Genomic DNA, 14,998 nt, shown 5'->3' on the forward strand with positions numbered 1-14,998 from the left:
TCCCATGAAGTTCTCCGCGAACAAGCTGTATATCGAAAAGTACGTCAAATGCGCCAATTGCGGTGTGCTGATCTACGGGCCGTCCATCGCGGCGCGGGATGGAAGCGGGGACGTATTCTGTTCGGACTGGTGTGTCGACTGGAAGGCCGCGCGGGCTGCAAGCGATGCAGAACCGCGGCTGCCATTGCCGCGTGAGGCACGCGAGCCAAGCCTTCAGGGCCGCGACATGGTGGCCATGAAAATTCTCGAGGGCAATCTGGTCTCGATCTGCCGAGACATGGGCATCACGTTGATGAAGACGGCCTATTCGACGATCTTCAGTGAGTCGCTCGACTTCACCTGCGGCCTCTTCGCGGCCAATGGCGACATGATTGCTGTGGGCGAATTCTGCCCGTCGATGATCTCGGGTATGCCGATGATCATCAAGACCGTCATCCAGGAGATCGAGCCCGGGGAGATGGAGGAGGGCGACATCCTGCTCCACAACGATCCGTATCGGGGCGGCATGCATACGCCGGAGCATCTGTTCTTCAAGCCGATCTTCTTCGAGGGTGAGCTGGTCGGCTTTTCAGGGGCGATCGGCCATGTCGCCGAGATCGGAGGCGTGGCTCCGGGGAGCTTCTACGCTGAAGCGCGCGACATCTTTGCGGAAGGTCTGCGCGTCCCGCCGGTCAAGATCAAACGGCGCGGCGAGGACAATATCGACGTCTGGAAGATCCTCCTCGCCAATGTGCGCACACCGCGGACGAATCATGGAGATTACCGCGCGTTGATCGCGGCGGTCGATCTGGGCGAGCGGCGCACAATCGAACTGCTGCAGAAGTATGGCAAAGAACATTTCACGCAGATCACCTCCAGTCTGATGGACTATGCCGAAGAGAGGATGCGCGCGGAGATCAGCGACATTCCAGACGGGCACTATTCATTTCAAGATTTCATGGAGGATGATGGTCTGGTCGACCAAGAACTGCGCATCCATGTAGACCTGTTCGTCCAGGGAGACGAGATCGTTGCCGATTTCAGCAAGAGCTCACCGCAGGCGAAAGGGCCCATCAACACGCCCTTGAGCATTCCCACGGCGGCCACCCAAAACGCAATCCTTCAGTTGACCGACGGTTCGATTCCGAAAAATTCGGGCTGCTTCCGTCCGATCAAGATCATCGCGCCGCCCGGTTCGTTGCTGAACGTGAACTATCCCGCCCCCGAAGTCGGGGGAAACACCGAATGTCATCCGAGGATTGCCTATACGGTGTTGGGTGCATTGGCCACGTGCCTGCCGGGCAGGGTGCCTGCTGCGGATGGTTCTACTTGGTCGAACTTCCTGTTCGGCGGAACCGACCCGAGAACCGGAGAATATTACTGCTGCTACGACGTGCATATCGTCGGCTGGGGTGGATCGGCCTCGGGAGATGGGAACAGCGCTGTCGGCAGCATCAACGGGAATTGTCCCATGGTGCCCATCGAAGTTTATGAAACGCGATTTCCATGGATTGTGGAAGAGTACTCCCTGGTGCCGGATTCCGGGGGAGCGGGACAGTTTCGTGGTGGGCTCGGCGTCAGGAAAGTTGTGCGGTGCGATGCCGACGAAATCACCTTCAGCCATATGGGCGATCGCCACAAGCGGGGTTCCTGGGGCCTCAATGATGGGGAAGAGGGCCAGCCCGGCTCATTCCTCTTCGAAGAGGCGGGCACGCAGGGCTGGAAGCCGGTCACGCAAGTGTTCAACAAGGTGTCTTCAAGCAAGTTCGCCAACCTGACCGCGCATCGCGGCGATCGAATTCAGATCACCACACCAGGCGGCGGCGGCTACGGCCTGCCGAGCGACAGAGAGACTGCATCCACAGCGGAGGACTTTTCGGAGGGATTCGTGTCGCGACCGTAATGCGCGGGAGCATGGTCAGATCGGCCAATAGATTTAAGGCCGTGACCTCTGAAAACTGGTTATTGCACCAGAGAACCGATTGTGACTTCTTTCACCTTGACCATGTCGGACGTGGCAAGGTCGAAACTCACGAAATGCTGAGTTTCAAGGTGCAATTTAAAGGCGGATTCGTCGGAATACACTTCGTACAGCAAAAACATAGACTCGTTATCGACTGTTCGAACCACGTCGAATCGATGGCAGCCCTCTTCAAGTCGCAAAGAATCCCTGGCGTTCTCTGTCACCAGTTTTGAAAACGCCTCTATCATGCCGTCGTGAACCGTGAATTGAACAATCACTACGAAGTCCGACATGAGTACATTCCGCTTGGCGAGCAGTCGACGCCGGAGGACGGCATGGACAGAACGTTCAGAGAGTGGCAAGTGGTATAACAGGCATACCATTAAGGTATCGACCTATTGGTCCAAAGTCAACGAAGCAGCCTTCGTCGCTGGCAAAATCATGGAAGTTCAATGACCCAGGAAATCACTCGTCCTTCAGAGCAGATCGAGCGTCGGCGCCTTTCTGACGAGGTCCGCGAACGCTTTCAGAAAATGATCGCTTCGGGTGAATATGCTGCGGGAGACATCCTGCCGTCTGAACGTGAATTGATGGAGCGTTTCGGAGTGGGGCGGCCCGCAATCCGGGAGGCGCTTTTCTCCCTGCAGAGGATGGGACTGGTCGCGCTGACGAGCGGAGCGCGCGCTCGGGTCACCGTTCCCTCGGCGGATCGGCTCATTCATGAGCTGTCGGGTGCGGCTGCGCATATGCTGTCTACAGGCGAAGGCGAGCGGGCATTTCAGGACGCCCGATTGTTCTTCGAGGTGGGACTTGCGCGGCATGCGGCGCAGTTCGCCAGCGAAAGCGATGTCGAGGGCCTAAAGGCCGCTCTCGATGCCAACGAGGCGGCGCTCGATGACATCGAGACCTTCCAGCGTACCGACGTCGATTTTCACAGGCACCTCGCGATGATTCCCCGTAACCCGATCTTCAAAGCCATACACGATGGTCTCGAGACGTGGCTGACCAAGCAACGGACGGTATCCCTGATGGTCCCGGGGGCCTCTCATGTTGCAAACCGTTACCATCAGCAAATATATCGTGCCGTCGCCGATCGGGCGCCGGACCGCGCCGAACAGGCTATGCGAGACCATTTGCTGAGCGTTTCGGAGCTCTATTGGCAGTCAACGCGGCGGAAGTGATCTTCAGCCTTTGACGGCACCCATGCTAATCCCGCGAACGATGAATCGTTGCAGGGTCGCCACGGCAAGGAACGCGGGCAGGACTCCTAGTACCGACATGGCGGAGATCTTCGCCCAGAAGGTGGACTGGGCGCCGAAATACTGTGTGACTTGAACGGGGAAGGTGATCACGTTCGACCGCGTGAGAATAAGGGCGAACAGGAACTCGTTCCAGGCGAAGATAAAGGTGAACATGGCGGTCGCGAACAGACCTCCGGTGGTCATCGGGATGACGACCTTTGCCAAGATCTGCCAATGGTTCAGACCATCCACAAGCGCGCTGTCCTCCAGGTCCAGGGGGACATCCTTAATGTAGCCGCGCATCATCCAGATTACATAGGGAAGATTAAACGCGGTGTAGATCAGGATCAGGCCGAAATATGTGTCGGATATTCGAAGCGCCGAGTAGAGCAGGAATATGGGAAAGGCGATTGCGACCGGGGGCAGGAGACGCTGACTGATGATCCAGGTCGACAGGTTCTCGCCGCCCGTTTTGAACCGGGCGATGCTGTAGGCGGCAATCGTGCCCATGACCATGGCAAGGATGGTGCTCACGCCGGCGATGACGATGCTATTGCCGATGGCGCGCACATCTCCGCCTCTGAAAAGCTGAATGAAATTGTCGAAGCTCAGACTCGAAGGAAGCCATGTCGGCGGATAAGAGAAGATCTCGTCCGGAGTCTTGAAAGAGACTGCAAAGAGCCAATAGATCGGAAACAGAAAGACAACCGTCACCGCCAAGGCGAGGAACGTGTTCAGAAGCTTGCCAATGAGGCTGCCGTCGCCGTGGGTCATGAGGCGATCCTGAGGCGCTTGATCGCAATGATCACGCCGATCGAGAACAGGACGGCCATGAGGATCGTCAAGGCGCCGGTATAGCTGGTGGAGAAGGCACTGAACCCCTGAAGGTAGACATAGATCGAAATGGTCTCGCTCATTGAGCCGGGACCGCCCCGGGTCATGACCCAGACGATGTCGAAGAGCCGGATGAGGTCCAGGCCCCGAATAAGGACAGCCACAGCCAGAATTGGTGCAATCGACGGGATCACTACGCGCCGGAAGATCCGCCAAGCAGAGGCGCCGTCAACACGGGCCGCTTCCAGCAGGCTTTGATCGACGGTGCTCAAGGCGGCGATCGAGAGGAGAAGCATGAATGGCGTCCACTGCCACACTTCGGCGATCAGGATCGCGGGATAGATCCATTCAGGCTTCACCGTCCAGAGAATGTTTACCGGCTCACCAGCAAGGAAAGTGAGGATCTGGTTCACGGGACCGAAGCGGTCATTGAACATCAGGCGCCACATCGCACCGGCGACGATGGGAGCGATGACCGTCGGCATGATCAACAGGCCGAGCAGTATGGGGCGGCCGAACATAGGCCGCTGGAAAAGGAGCGCTCCCGCAAGACCAAGGATTGTCTCCACAGGCAGTGCGATGGCGGTGATGAAGAGGGTATGCCCAAAGGCAGCCCAGAGACGAGTATCGCCCAGCATCCGGGAGTAATTCCTGAGACCGACAAAGCTCGTCTGGCCCGAGGTCATCGTGATGTTCTGAAAGCTGACGACTAGGCTGTAGATCAGGGGAAACAAGCCGATGGCCAAGAGCACCAGGGTTGCTGGAAGCACGAAGGCCCATCGGTTTCCCTTGCCTATGGTCCAGCTCACCTCAGAGGTCGACCCTGCCATCGCGTGCTCATGTGTGAGGGCCTCAATCAACACCAGATTAAAAGATCGCAGGCGCCGGAACAAAGGTTTGTTCCGGCGCCGCAGCGATCATTTACTTTGGATAGGCGTTCGGCTTCGACGACCAATCCTTGTAGGCGGCGGTCTGAGCTTCCAGGCCGATCGACTCGGTGATCTCATCCCATTCCTTGGCTGCCAGATCCAATGCCTCCTTTGGGTCGGTCCCGGACAGCCCCGACTGAATGGCCCGCGCGAGGGCATCCTGGTACTGGAAGGTACCTTTGATGGAGAGATCAAGCAGACCTTTGGTGCCACCCTCCTTCAGCATGTCGAGATACTGGCCGGCCTGTGGCCAGCGGGACCGGTATTCGGCACTCGCGTAATGGGAAGTCCTGAAAGGATCACGCTGAGCATAGGGCAGCTGGACGCGCTCCAGACTGGTTTGCATGCTGTTCATCCATTGGGCAAACAGATAGGCCGCTTCCTTGTTCTTGCTGGTGGAGGGAACGGCTAGAATCATGCCGGCTGCAAGTTCGGGTGCATCCCCCGGCGGCAGCGCATACCCCACCTTTCCAGCAATCTGCGTCTTGGGAACCCAGTTCAGCTCCTTGCGGTCCAGGCCATAGCCTGCCGACCAGCGGCCATAAGGAGGCCAGGACATCGTCATGGCGAGATCGCCGGCAAGCCATGCGCTGAGGACCTCAGTGTAGCCCCAGTCCTGGACACCGGGAGGTTGGCACTTGGTTTCCTTCACCAGATCGGTCAGAGCCTTGATGCCCTGCTCGCTGTTGATCGTGGCCTTCATCGTGTTGGGGTCGAAAAACTTTCCGCCTTCGACTCTAAAGCGCGACATGAAGCCATACTCGACCTGACCGCGACTCAGGATCATGCCCGCGCCATAGACCTTCGGGCCGAGCTTTTCTGTGAAAAACTCACAGATGTTGTTGAACTCTTCCCAGGTCTTGGGCGGGGCTAGGTCTGCATTATACTTAGCCTTATACGCTTCCTTATTGGCAGCGTCGCCGAAGAGGTCTGTGCGGTAATAGAGAAGATGGACGTCGCCATCATCGGGGAGTCCGTAAATCTTGCCCTGATAAGTCATCCAGCTGTCGCGGAATGCCGGAGCAATGTCCTGAATTTCCTGCCGATAGCCAAACTTGTCGATGAAGGCATCCAGAGGCTCGAGCGCGCCCGCGCTCGCCATATCAGTGAGCCAAGCCGGCACTAAATTGATCAGGTCGTAGGCGCCAGTGCCAGCCTGGTGTTCAGCCATGACCTTGGTGAACATTTCAGTGTGGGGCAGTTCGATTACATTGATCTTGATGCCCGTCAGCTTCTCAAAAAGGGGGCCCGAAAAATCAATGGGGTCGAGGGCTTGAAGTCCCGCTTCCGAGGTATAGTTCAGTGTTGTTCCGGAAAATTTCTTTGCTTCCGTAAGGGCAATATCCGTGGGGCTCTGTGCCCAGGCCGCGCCAATCACACCCAGTGTTATAAGTGGCGTCAGACAGCTCGCTAGAAGATACCTTCGAAACATGTGCCTCTCCCCTGCCGATGATCAGCCGCGTGGGTTGCTCCATAGGGCTCTCAGGAGGTCCCGCCCGCAAAGCTATCCACCTTTTAAGCTATACACCTAGTATACCAAACACTGCAAGATTTGATGCGGGGCGGGAGAGGGACTGGCTGCATGTGAGGTGAACCGCAGATCCACCAGACCCGTCACTTGAGAGAGCAATTATGGGGAGCCACATAAAAAAATATAATCTTCGAAAGAAAAGTGAGTCATCGGATGTCAGATCACATTCGCCGAGGCGGTCTGAGAATGCCGGCGGGCGCACCTTGCGTGGATCATAAAAGGGGGATGGACCCTATGCGTGTTGCGAGGGCGCTGATCGCGCTGGGTTTCGCCGCAGTCGGTTGCGGCGTTGCCGATCTGACGGCGAAGCCTGCGGGGTGGAATTTCGTGTCCACCCTGCACGGCAAGACGAAGGGCGGGGAGATCAAACCGGCCAAGGACGTCAGCGGCATGGCTTGCGCGCCGGAGGAGGGTGGCAGGCGTCTTTGTCTGCTTGTGGACGACGAGACGCAGGGGGTGCAGGTGGTGGTTCTTGATCGGGCCGCACGGACCCTTTCGCCAGGCGATTACATTCCCCTGATTCAGGACGAGTTCGACGGAACCCGTGGAACTCGACGCAGAGGGCGCCGCCTATGGAGGGGGAGCCTTTTATGTGATCGGCTCGCATGGTCGTCCCCGTCACGAGAAGAAGGGCGACGAGGAGAAGAATCTCGCACGCCAGTCGGCGAGCAGCCACATCTTCCGTATCCAATTCGAGAGGGGCGCCGTCGACATTGCGACGGGTTCCGTCCGGACGCCGCCGGTGATCGAGGACTCCGCCGCGCTGTCCGGGTTCCTTCCAGTCGGCTCAATTCTCCAGCAGCAGGCGGGCATTCCGCTCGACGACAACGGCATGACAGTGGAGGCCTTCGCCATACGCGGCACGGACGGCCTGATCGGCTTCAGGGCGCCTATCGAGGGGAGTGACGCACTGCTCCTGGAGATACCGCTCTCGCATCTCTTCGAGGGAGCGGGCAGGCACGGCACGGTGAGGCGGCTGTGCCTCGGTCCCGACAGTCAGGGGAGGCCGCGCGGGATTCGGGACCTTGCCGCGGTTGGGACTACGGTCTACGGCATAGCGGGGCCCGTCAACGACCCGGCCAAGGACGCGGTGACCGCGGACTACGCCGTCTTCTCCCTGACGGAGGATGGGCAACCGACGCTGCTCGCCCTCGACGACAGAGTGGCCACGGTGAAGCCTGAGGCACTGGTCCCGCTGTCGGACGTTCCGGGACGCTTCGAAGGGCTCCTGCTCTATGATGGCGTCGCCTATGGGACGCGTCAGTCGCGGGCGGTCCGGTCCGTTTCGCTCGACTTCACCAAGGGAGAGATCCCGACTTGTGCCGCCCCGCGTTAGGCAAGAAACGATACTCGCTCCCGCGAAACAACGGCCGCCAGTGGCGGGTCGGTCTAGAGGTAGAGCTTGCGGACCAGATCATTCTCGATCAGCTCAGCCGAGGACCCTTTGGCGACGATGCTCCCCTTTATGATGAGGTAGCCGCTGTGGGCAATCGAGAGAGCGGTCTCGGCATTCTGCTCGATCAACAGGATGCTGGTTCCGCCACGGTTTATCTCGGCGACAATCTCGAAGTACTCGTCGATGAGCTTGGGCGATAGTCCCAAAGAGGGCTCGTCCATGATCAGCAGCTTTGGAGTTCCGATCACGGCACGGGCGAGGGCGACCATGGCTTGTTCACCGCCGGAGAGGGTGCCGGCTTGTTGCCGAAGCTTTCCCTTGATGTGAGGAAACAATTCCGACACGGCCATGAGCCTTGTGCTGAAAACATCCATGCTGCCGGAGGCATCGAAGCCAAGGCGGATGTTTTCGACGACGCTGAGGTCCGGAAAAAGCCGCCGACCCTCCGGGACGAAGCCAATGCCCCGTGGGGCCAGAGCCTCGGTGCGCAGCGTCGAGATATCGGCGCCCATGACGTGAATTTTTCCTCCGACAAGCGGAAGCAGCCCGGCAATGGCTCGAAAGGTGGTTGTCTTTCCCGCTCCGTTTGGACCAAGGAGGCACGTCAATTCGCCCTGCTGAAGCGTCAATGACACGTCGCGCAACATCGCGACGACACCGTAATTGGTGCTGACGGAGTCCAGCTTGAGCATGAATTTCGTTTCACCCATGGGTGGAGGCTTTTCGGCCAAGATAGGCTTCCTGCACGCGCGGTAGGAGCCGCACCTCCTCGAACTTCCCCTCGGCGATCTTCTTTCCGTAGTCGATGACCATGACCCGGTGCGGCAGTTCGGCGACCAGACGCATGTCATGCTCGATGATCATGACGGCAAGCTCGGGGTTGAGCGCAGTCACGGTCCGGATATCGTCGATCAGCGCGTCCGTATCCCGATCGTCCATGCCCGATGAGGGTTCGTCCAGCAGCAGGACCTGCGGCTTGGAGGCCAGCGCCCGGGCGATTTCCAGGCGCCGGCGATCGGCCTGGGCCAGCTCGCCGGCGGGCTTATGGCGCTGGTCGTGGAGATCGCTTGAAACGGATCGGAGCAATTCACCGGCCCGCTCAGCCGCCCGATCGAGTTCGCGACGGGATTTGCTGGGCCGCAGCAGGGCGTCGAAGACACCGCAGCGGGTCTGGGTATGCATCCCGATGACGACATTATCGAGCACGCTCAGATCCGTGAACAGGCGGCTCGACTGAAACGTACGGGCGATGCCGAGCCTCACGATGCGGTGCGCCGACACGCCGATCAGGCTCTTCGAGTTCAGGACCACGCTGCCGGCACTGGCGCGGTAGAGGCCGGTGATCATGTTGAACAGAGTGGACTTTCCCGCCCCATTCGGGCCGATGATGCCGAGGATCTCCCCTTTGGAGAGTGTGAAATCGACGGAATCAATGGCGACGAGCCCGCCGAAGCGCATGGAGAGACCCTCGCCGGAAAGGATCGCCTCGGTGCTCATGAATCACCGCCATAGCGGCGAAGGCGCTGGGGAAACAGCCCCTGCGGGCGGATGATCAGGAACAGGATCACGACGACCCCGAAGAACAGGATGCGGTAATCCGAGAACGCTCGCAGCTTTTCGGGCAGGAGCGTCAGCAGGAAGGCGCCGACGATGACGCCGAGGATATTGTCCATGCCGCCGACGATGACCATCGTCATGATGGTCACCGAGACCAGGAAGGTGAAATTGTCGGGCGAGATGAAGCTCACGTAGAAGGCGTAGATCGTGCCTGCGAACCCGGCGAGAAAGGCGTCCACGGCAAACGCGAGGACCTTGTACCAGACGACGTTGATGCCTTGGCACCGGGCGGCGAGCTCGTCGGCGCGCAAAGCGTTCCAGGCAAGGCCGATGCGAGAGGAATGGAGCCGGTTTGCGGTGACGATCGCGATCACCAACAACAGGGCTGACAAAAAGTAGAAATTGGCCTGGCTTGGCAGCGAAAGCCCGAAGAGCTTGATCGGAGAAGAGAAGGAGTGCCCGAACAGGCTCGGTGCCGGAATGCCCACCACACCGTTGGGTCCGCCGGTCCACTCGAAATTGTTCAGCAGTTGATGGACTACGACCCCGAAGGCGATGGTGACGAGCGCGAGATAGCTCTCCCGCGTACGCATCGAAGGAAGGCCGAGCGCGAAACCGAAAAGCGTTGCCACCAGCGCGGAGAAGGGGAGGGCCACCCAGAAGCTGACGCCGTAATTGATGGCCAGCAGGGCCGAGGCATAGGCGCCGATGCCGTAGGATGCGCCCGTGGCGAAGTTGGGGATATTGGCGCTGCCCAGCTGGAAGTTCAGCGCCAGCGCCAGGACCGAATAGATGAGCGCCAGGATCAGGAGGTGGATGGCGTAGCTGTTGCCCCCCAAGGCGGCAGGAAACCCGATGGCGAGGACGACGCCGATGATCACGGCAAGCCGGCGATGCTCCCTGAAGGCGTCGGCGATCTTCTGCTCGATCGCGGGACGAAGCTGCATCAGCCCGAACAGGGCGCCGAACAGCACCAGAATTCCGACAACGACGCGCCAGTCCTCGGCCAGAAGAAACTGCCGCAGCGCTGCGGCTGCAATGAACTCGACGGCAATGACGATGAAGAGGGGTGCCATGGCCGTCAGACCTTTTCGACCACGGTGCGGCCGAAGAGACCCGCCGGCCTGAACACCAGGACCATGATGACCAGAACGAAGGCGAAGACCAGACGATAGGCGGCGCCGTTGGGGATGGTCGCCTGGATGACGGTATCGAGGCCGGCGATCAGCAGGCTGCCGACGATCGCCCCGCTCATGCTTCCAAGCCCGCCGACGACGGCCGCAGAAAAGCCGATCAGCCCGGCTTGAATGCCGAAATCGAACCGGACCACGCCGGCATAGCTGGCGAAGAACAGGCCGCCGATGCCGCCCACGGCGGATGCGATGAAGAAGGTGGCAAAGAAGATCCGCCGTGGATCGATCGCCATGAGCCGCGCCGCGTCCCGATCCTGCGACACCGCGCGGATCCGCATGCCCAGGCGGGTCCTGTGGAGAACGAAGAACAGGATGGCGACCGCGGCAACCGAAATCGCAATGGCAAGAAGGCTGAAGGCGGGGACCTGAATGCCGTCTCCCAATGTCACCTGGGATTGCACGAGTTGAGGAAAAGCGTGCGGATTGCTCCCATTGGGGAAGAGATGCCGGATCAGCTCGCGCAAGACGATGCCGAGAGCGACCGTCGCCACGAGCGCCATCATGGCGGGCGCCGTCCGAAACCTCTGGATGACCAGAACGTCCAGCAGCACGCCGATGAACCCGGTCATGATGATGGCGACGGCGCAACCGAGCAGCAAGCTTCCCGCGCCCAGCTCAGCCGAGGTCGCACCAATGACCCCCTGTATCGTCGCCAGAGCGATGAACGGGGCGACCAGCGAGACGTCGCCATGCGAGAAATGGATGACCTTCAAAACGCCGAACAACAGGCTGAAACCAAGGGCGATCAGCGCATAGGTTGCCCCCAAGGTCAGCCAGTTCAGGCCTTGCTGCAGCAGTTCGCCTGCCATTCCCCACCCGCTGTTTTTTGCAAGTCGGCGAGTGTGGTCATTTTCCCGAAGAAACTCCAGATCCTATTGATGTGGAAATTCCGGGGTGCTGGTTCTTAAAATCCGATTTTCCTGCGTCTTTACGTCATTGCAGGCTCGTCCTTCACGCTATCCGGCGCAAGATCCAAAATGGAGGGGTACAATGGGGAATCCTAAGACTTTCAAGCCGATGACGAGACGCTTCTTTACCGCACTGGCGACGGCTGCCGTCATGGGCGCAGCATCATTCGGATCGGCCACCGCCCAGGAGACCATAAAGATCGGCTTCATCGGACCGGTCAGCGGTGGCAATGCACAGCAGGGATTGGGCGCGCGCAATGGTTTCCTCCTCGCGGTCGAGCAGGCCAATGCCGGGGGCTATCCGTATAAAATCGAGCCGGTTGCTCTTGATGATGCCTCCGATCCGCAGACCGGCGTATCCGCCGCGCTGAAGCTGGTGAATGATCCGGGCGTCGTCGGCGCCATCGGCCATTGGAACAGCCCGGTCGCCCTTGCCACGATCCCTGTCTTCAATCGCTATCAGATGCCCTTCATCGTCTGGGGTGCCATCAGCCCGAAGATCACCGAGCAGAACCTTCCCGTCGTGACGCGGGTGACACCCACACTGGTCAACGAGAACATGCCCTTGGCGACTTGGGTGGCAAAGGACCTCAAGGCAACCAAGATCGCCATCGTCTCCGATACCAACGACTATGGTAAGGCGAACACCGATAGCTTCAGCGAATTCTTCAAGAACGACGGCGGCGAAATTCTTGCCTCCGAGGCGGTGCCGGTCGGAACGACCGACTTCCGTGCCATCCTCACCCGGATCAAAGGATTGTCGCCTGAGGCCATCTATTTCGGAGGCGTCATCACCGAGGCGGGAATTCTGCGCAAACAGATGAGCGAGCTCGGGCTCGATATCCCACTGGTCGGAATTTCCGGCTTCTACGATCCCGAATTCATCAAGATCGCTGGGGATGCCGCCAACGGCACCTTGGTCAGCTATCCCAAGGCCGCGACCAACCCGAAGCAGGAGGCAATGTATAAGGCTTATGAGGAGCGGAAATTTGCCGAACCCACAAGCCCCTATACGAAATACGCCTTCGACGCGACGAACATCCTGCTTCAGGCCATCAAGGAAAAAGGCATCGAGGACAAGGCCGCCATTGCCGAGGCCATCCGGGCCATCAAGTATGATGGCGTGCTGGGTGTCACGACCTTCGACGAGAATGGTCAGACCCAGGTGCCTGTCGAAATCCAGATCAAGGAGGTCAAAGGCGGAGCCTGGACGGATCGCTGAGCCGGTCCGGCCATTCGGATCGGGTCCATAGATCGAAACGGCAGCCGCACGCTGCCGTTTCATGCCTTGTCTTCCCGCACCTCTCGCCTGGATAGAAAAAACTGAACCAAAAGTTCGTATGGTTTTATTTTACCAATTCAGTGCGCTCCGTATGCTGTCGAAGCGAAATTGAGCTGAAAAGGCTATATCATGTCGATGAACGTATATGCGGTGCACGACCGGGATGGGATGGCCGGAGACTTCATGCAGCCCTTGCCTTCGGTTGATCGAAACGCTTTTGTCGAAGCGATGAGCGGAGCGGTGACCGGGGTGACGGTGGTCACGACCGACGGCCCGGCCGGACAGTTTGGCTTAACGGTGAGCGCCGTCGCCTCAGTCTCCGCCGATCCGCCGATGGTACTGACCTGCGTCAACCGCAGGAGCCCGGCCGCCGCTGCCATCAACGATAATGGCGTGTTCTGCGTCAACATGCTGGCACAGCATCATTGGGAGCTCTCCAATACTTTCGCGGGGCGTCCCGCAGAGGGTGAGCCGTTTGATTTTTCATGCGCGGACTGGCACCGCACACCGACGGGGTCGTCGCGGCTGCCCGATGCGGTCGCGAGCTTCGACTGCGAGGTCTTCATGGCACGCGATGCCGGGTCGCATATCATTTTCGTGGGGCGCGTCGTCGATGCGACGGCGGCCGACCATGCGCCGCTGGCCCATTCGCGCCGCGCTTACTGCACGACATCACAGATCCCGACGGATCGCTGAGGACAAGGGTTCAGGGAAATGATCAGGACAGGACAGGAATACCGCGACTCGCTGCGCGACGGCCGTCGGATCTGGATCAATGGCGAGCGGGTGAATGATGTCACCACGCATCATATGTTCAAGCCGCTGGTGGATATTCGTGCCCGTATCTACGACATGGCGCATGAGGAGCGCTACCGTGAGACCATGACCTATGAGGAAGATGGCGAGCGCTTCGCCATCGGCCTCAAGCTGCCCTACAGCCAGGCGGATTGGCACGCCAAGCGGCTGGCGACGGACACGGTCCTCGAAGAGGTCAAAGGTGTGGTGACCCGCGTCGGCGACGAGACTGTCGGCGAGATGTGGTCGCTTTTCGACGGTCAGGACGTGTTGAACGAGGTCGATCCACGCTTCTCCGAAAACATCCGGCGGCATATCGACCTGTCGATCAAGAACGATCCGTTCCATGTCTCCGCCAACACCGATCCCAAGGGCGACCGCTCCAAGCGACCTCAGGATCAGGACCCCGACATGCTGCTGCATGTTGTCAAGGAGACCGATGCGGGGATCGTGGTCCGTGGAGCGAAATACGAAACCGCGGCCGCCTATGCCAATCAGGCCTTTACCAAGCCGACCATCGCGAATTGGGGCGACGATAAGCTCTCCGAATATGCAGTCGGCTTCATCTGCGACTTCTCATCGCCCGATCTCAAATTCATCGCCCGGACCGGGTTCGCGGGCCGCGCGCCGATCGAGGACTATCCGCTGTCGAACCGGTTCGACGAGGTCGACTCGCTCGTCGTCTACGACAATGTGCTGATCCCATGGGAGAACGTTCTGTTCTATCAGCACACGCGTGCCGCGGCGTTCATCCGGGCCACTCTGCATCGCTACTCGGCCTTTGCCTTCGTGCAGCGCAACCTGAAGCTGGCAGACATGATGATCGGCGCCGCGCTTTGGAACGTGAAGCAGACCGGACTTGAAAAGCAGCAGGCGGTGCAGGAGAAGCTTGCCCAGCTCGCCTGCTATCGGGAAGGGATCAACGCCCATCTGACGGCCTCGATCGCGACGGCGGAGACCAGCCCCGCGGGCCTCACCATGCCGAACCAGTCTCTGCTGATGACGGGCCGCGTGTTTGCCTGCTCGCAACTCCATCTGATGATGCACCTCGCCCGCGAGCTCTGCGGAGGCCAGATCTGCATCACGCCGGATGCTGCAAGCTTTCGGGATCCGGAGGCGGGCAAGTGGCTCGACAAGTTCTACACGCTCAACGACAATTGGCAGTCGGATGACCGTCGCAAGTTGCTGGCCTTTGCACGCGATCTGCTGAATTCGGATTATGCTGGCCACAGGCTCACATTCCAACTGTTTGCGCAGTCACCGCCCTTCGCCCATCTCGCCGCTGTCTACCGCAATTTCGATTGGGACGATTCGCTCCGATTCACCAAGGAAGCTGCGGGTCTTTCGGATCGTATTTATGGACACAAGGCCATGGCGGCTGAGTAAGTGC

General features: G+C 59.5%; 14 protein-coding genes. 6 read left to right on the forward strand and 8 right to left on the reverse strand.

Annotation, left to right across the window (positions count from 1 at the left end):
• The first annotated feature begins 4 nt into the window (after nt 1-4).
• Nucleotides 5-1,882 carry a hydantoinase B/oxoprolinase family protein gene (locus FKM97_RS22045; RefSeq protein ID WP_144294617.1) on the forward strand — a complete coding sequence of 626 codons (1,878 nt, stop codon included), beginning with the start codon at nt 5-7 and terminating at the stop codon, nt 1,880-1,882.
• A 59-nt stretch (nt 1,883-1,941) separates the two neighbouring features.
• On the opposite strand, the gene FKM97_RS22050 is transcribed toward FKM97_RS22045, so the two are convergent.
• Nucleotides 1,942-2,235: a putative quinol monooxygenase gene (locus tag FKM97_RS22050; RefSeq protein ID WP_170241070.1), complete on the reverse strand. Its 294-nt coding sequence runs from the start codon at nt 2,233-2,235 to the stop codon at nt 1,942-1,944.
• Between the two features lie 159 nt (nt 2,236-2,394).
• Here FKM97_RS22050 and nanR point away from each other — a divergent pair, with 159 nt between their 5' ends.
• Nucleotides 2,395-3,123, forward strand: coding sequence for a transcriptional regulator NanR (gene nanR, locus FKM97_RS22055; RefSeq protein ID WP_144294619.1), 729 nt, complete (start codon nt 2,395-2,397; stop codon nt 3,121-3,123).
• Between the two features lie 3 nt (nt 3,124-3,126).
• Here the strand turns inward: nanR and FKM97_RS22060 are convergent, their stop codons facing one another.
• From FKM97_RS22060 to FKM97_RS22070, 3 genes are all read right to left on the reverse strand, one after another.
• Nucleotides 3,127-3,957, reverse strand: a complete 831-nt coding sequence (locus FKM97_RS22060) for a carbohydrate ABC transporter permease (RefSeq protein ID WP_144294620.1) — start codon at nt 3,955-3,957, stop codon at nt 3,127-3,129.
• Nucleotides 3,954-4,847, reverse strand: coding sequence for a carbohydrate ABC transporter permease (locus FKM97_RS22065; protein WP_144294621.1), 894 nt, complete (start codon nt 4,845-4,847; stop codon nt 3,954-3,956). Before FKM97_RS22065 ends, FKM97_RS22060 begins: the two co-directional genes overlap by 4 nt.
• Nucleotides 4,848-4,938: 91 nt before the next feature.
• The gene (locus FKM97_RS22070; protein WP_144294622.1) at nt 4,939-6,378 is read right to left on the reverse strand and encodes an ABC transporter substrate-binding protein; all 1,440 of its coding nucleotides are present in this window, start codon (nt 6,376-6,378) and stop codon (nt 4,939-4,941) included.
• Nucleotides 6,379-7,021: 643 nt separating this feature from the next.
• Between FKM97_RS22070 and FKM97_RS22075 the strand changes: the two genes are divergently transcribed.
• Nucleotides 7,022-7,813 carry a DUF3616 domain-containing protein gene (locus FKM97_RS22075; protein ID WP_144294623.1) on the forward strand — a complete coding sequence of 264 codons (792 nt, stop codon included), beginning with the start codon at nt 7,022-7,024 and terminating at the stop codon, nt 7,811-7,813.
• Nucleotides 7,814-7,866: 53 nt separating this feature from the next.
• On the opposite strand, the gene FKM97_RS22080 is transcribed toward FKM97_RS22075, so the two are convergent.
• The 4 genes from FKM97_RS22080 to FKM97_RS22095 are packed head-to-tail and all read right to left on the reverse strand — an operon-like array spanning nt 7,867 to nt 11,432.
• The gene (locus FKM97_RS22080; protein ID WP_246105216.1) at nt 7,867-8,604 is read right to left on the reverse strand and encodes an ABC transporter ATP-binding protein; all 738 of its coding nucleotides are present in this window, start codon (nt 8,602-8,604) and stop codon (nt 7,867-7,869) included.
• Nucleotides 8,576-9,370, reverse strand: coding sequence for an ABC transporter ATP-binding protein (locus FKM97_RS22085; protein WP_144294624.1), 795 nt, complete (start codon nt 9,368-9,370; stop codon nt 8,576-8,578). The genes FKM97_RS22080 and FKM97_RS22085 overlap by 29 nt, the downstream gene beginning before the upstream one ends.
• Nucleotides 9,367-10,506, reverse strand: coding sequence for a branched-chain amino acid ABC transporter permease (locus tag FKM97_RS22090; RefSeq protein ID WP_144294625.1), 1,140 nt, complete (start codon nt 10,504-10,506; stop codon nt 9,367-9,369). The genes FKM97_RS22085 and FKM97_RS22090 overlap by 4 nt, the downstream gene beginning before the upstream one ends.
• A gap of 5 nt (nt 10,507-10,511) precedes the next feature.
• Nucleotides 10,512-11,432: a branched-chain amino acid ABC transporter permease gene (locus FKM97_RS22095; protein ID WP_144294626.1), complete on the reverse strand. Its 921-nt coding sequence runs from the start codon at nt 11,430-11,432 to the stop codon at nt 10,512-10,514.
• A gap of 181 nt (nt 11,433-11,613) precedes the next feature.
• On the opposite strand from FKM97_RS22095, the gene FKM97_RS22100 reads away from it, so the two are divergent.
• From FKM97_RS22100 to FKM97_RS22110, 3 genes are all read left to right on the forward strand, one after another.
• The gene (locus tag FKM97_RS22100) at nt 11,614-12,753 is read left to right on the forward strand and encodes a branched-chain amino acid ABC transporter substrate-binding protein (protein ID WP_144294627.1); all 1,140 of its coding nucleotides are present in this window, start codon (nt 11,614-11,616) and stop codon (nt 12,751-12,753) included.
• Nucleotides 12,754-12,942: 189 nt separating this feature from the next.
• Nucleotides 12,943-13,509 carry a flavin reductase family protein gene (locus FKM97_RS22105; protein WP_144294628.1) on the forward strand — a complete coding sequence of 189 codons (567 nt, stop codon included), beginning with the start codon at nt 12,943-12,945 and terminating at the stop codon, nt 13,507-13,509.
• Nucleotides 13,510-13,527: 18 nt separating this feature from the next.
• Entirely contained in the window at nt 13,528-14,994 is a 1,467-nt protein-coding gene (locus FKM97_RS22110) for a 4-hydroxyphenylacetate 3-hydroxylase family protein (protein ID WP_144294629.1), read from the forward strand.
• Nucleotides 14,995-14,998: the final 4 nt, after the last annotated feature.

It is taken from the genome of Rhodoligotrophos appendicifer (assembly GCF_007474605.1).
In the GTDB taxonomy this organism is placed as follows: Bacteria; Pseudomonadota; Alphaproteobacteria; order Rhizobiales; family Im1; genus Rhodoligotrophos; species Rhodoligotrophos appendicifer.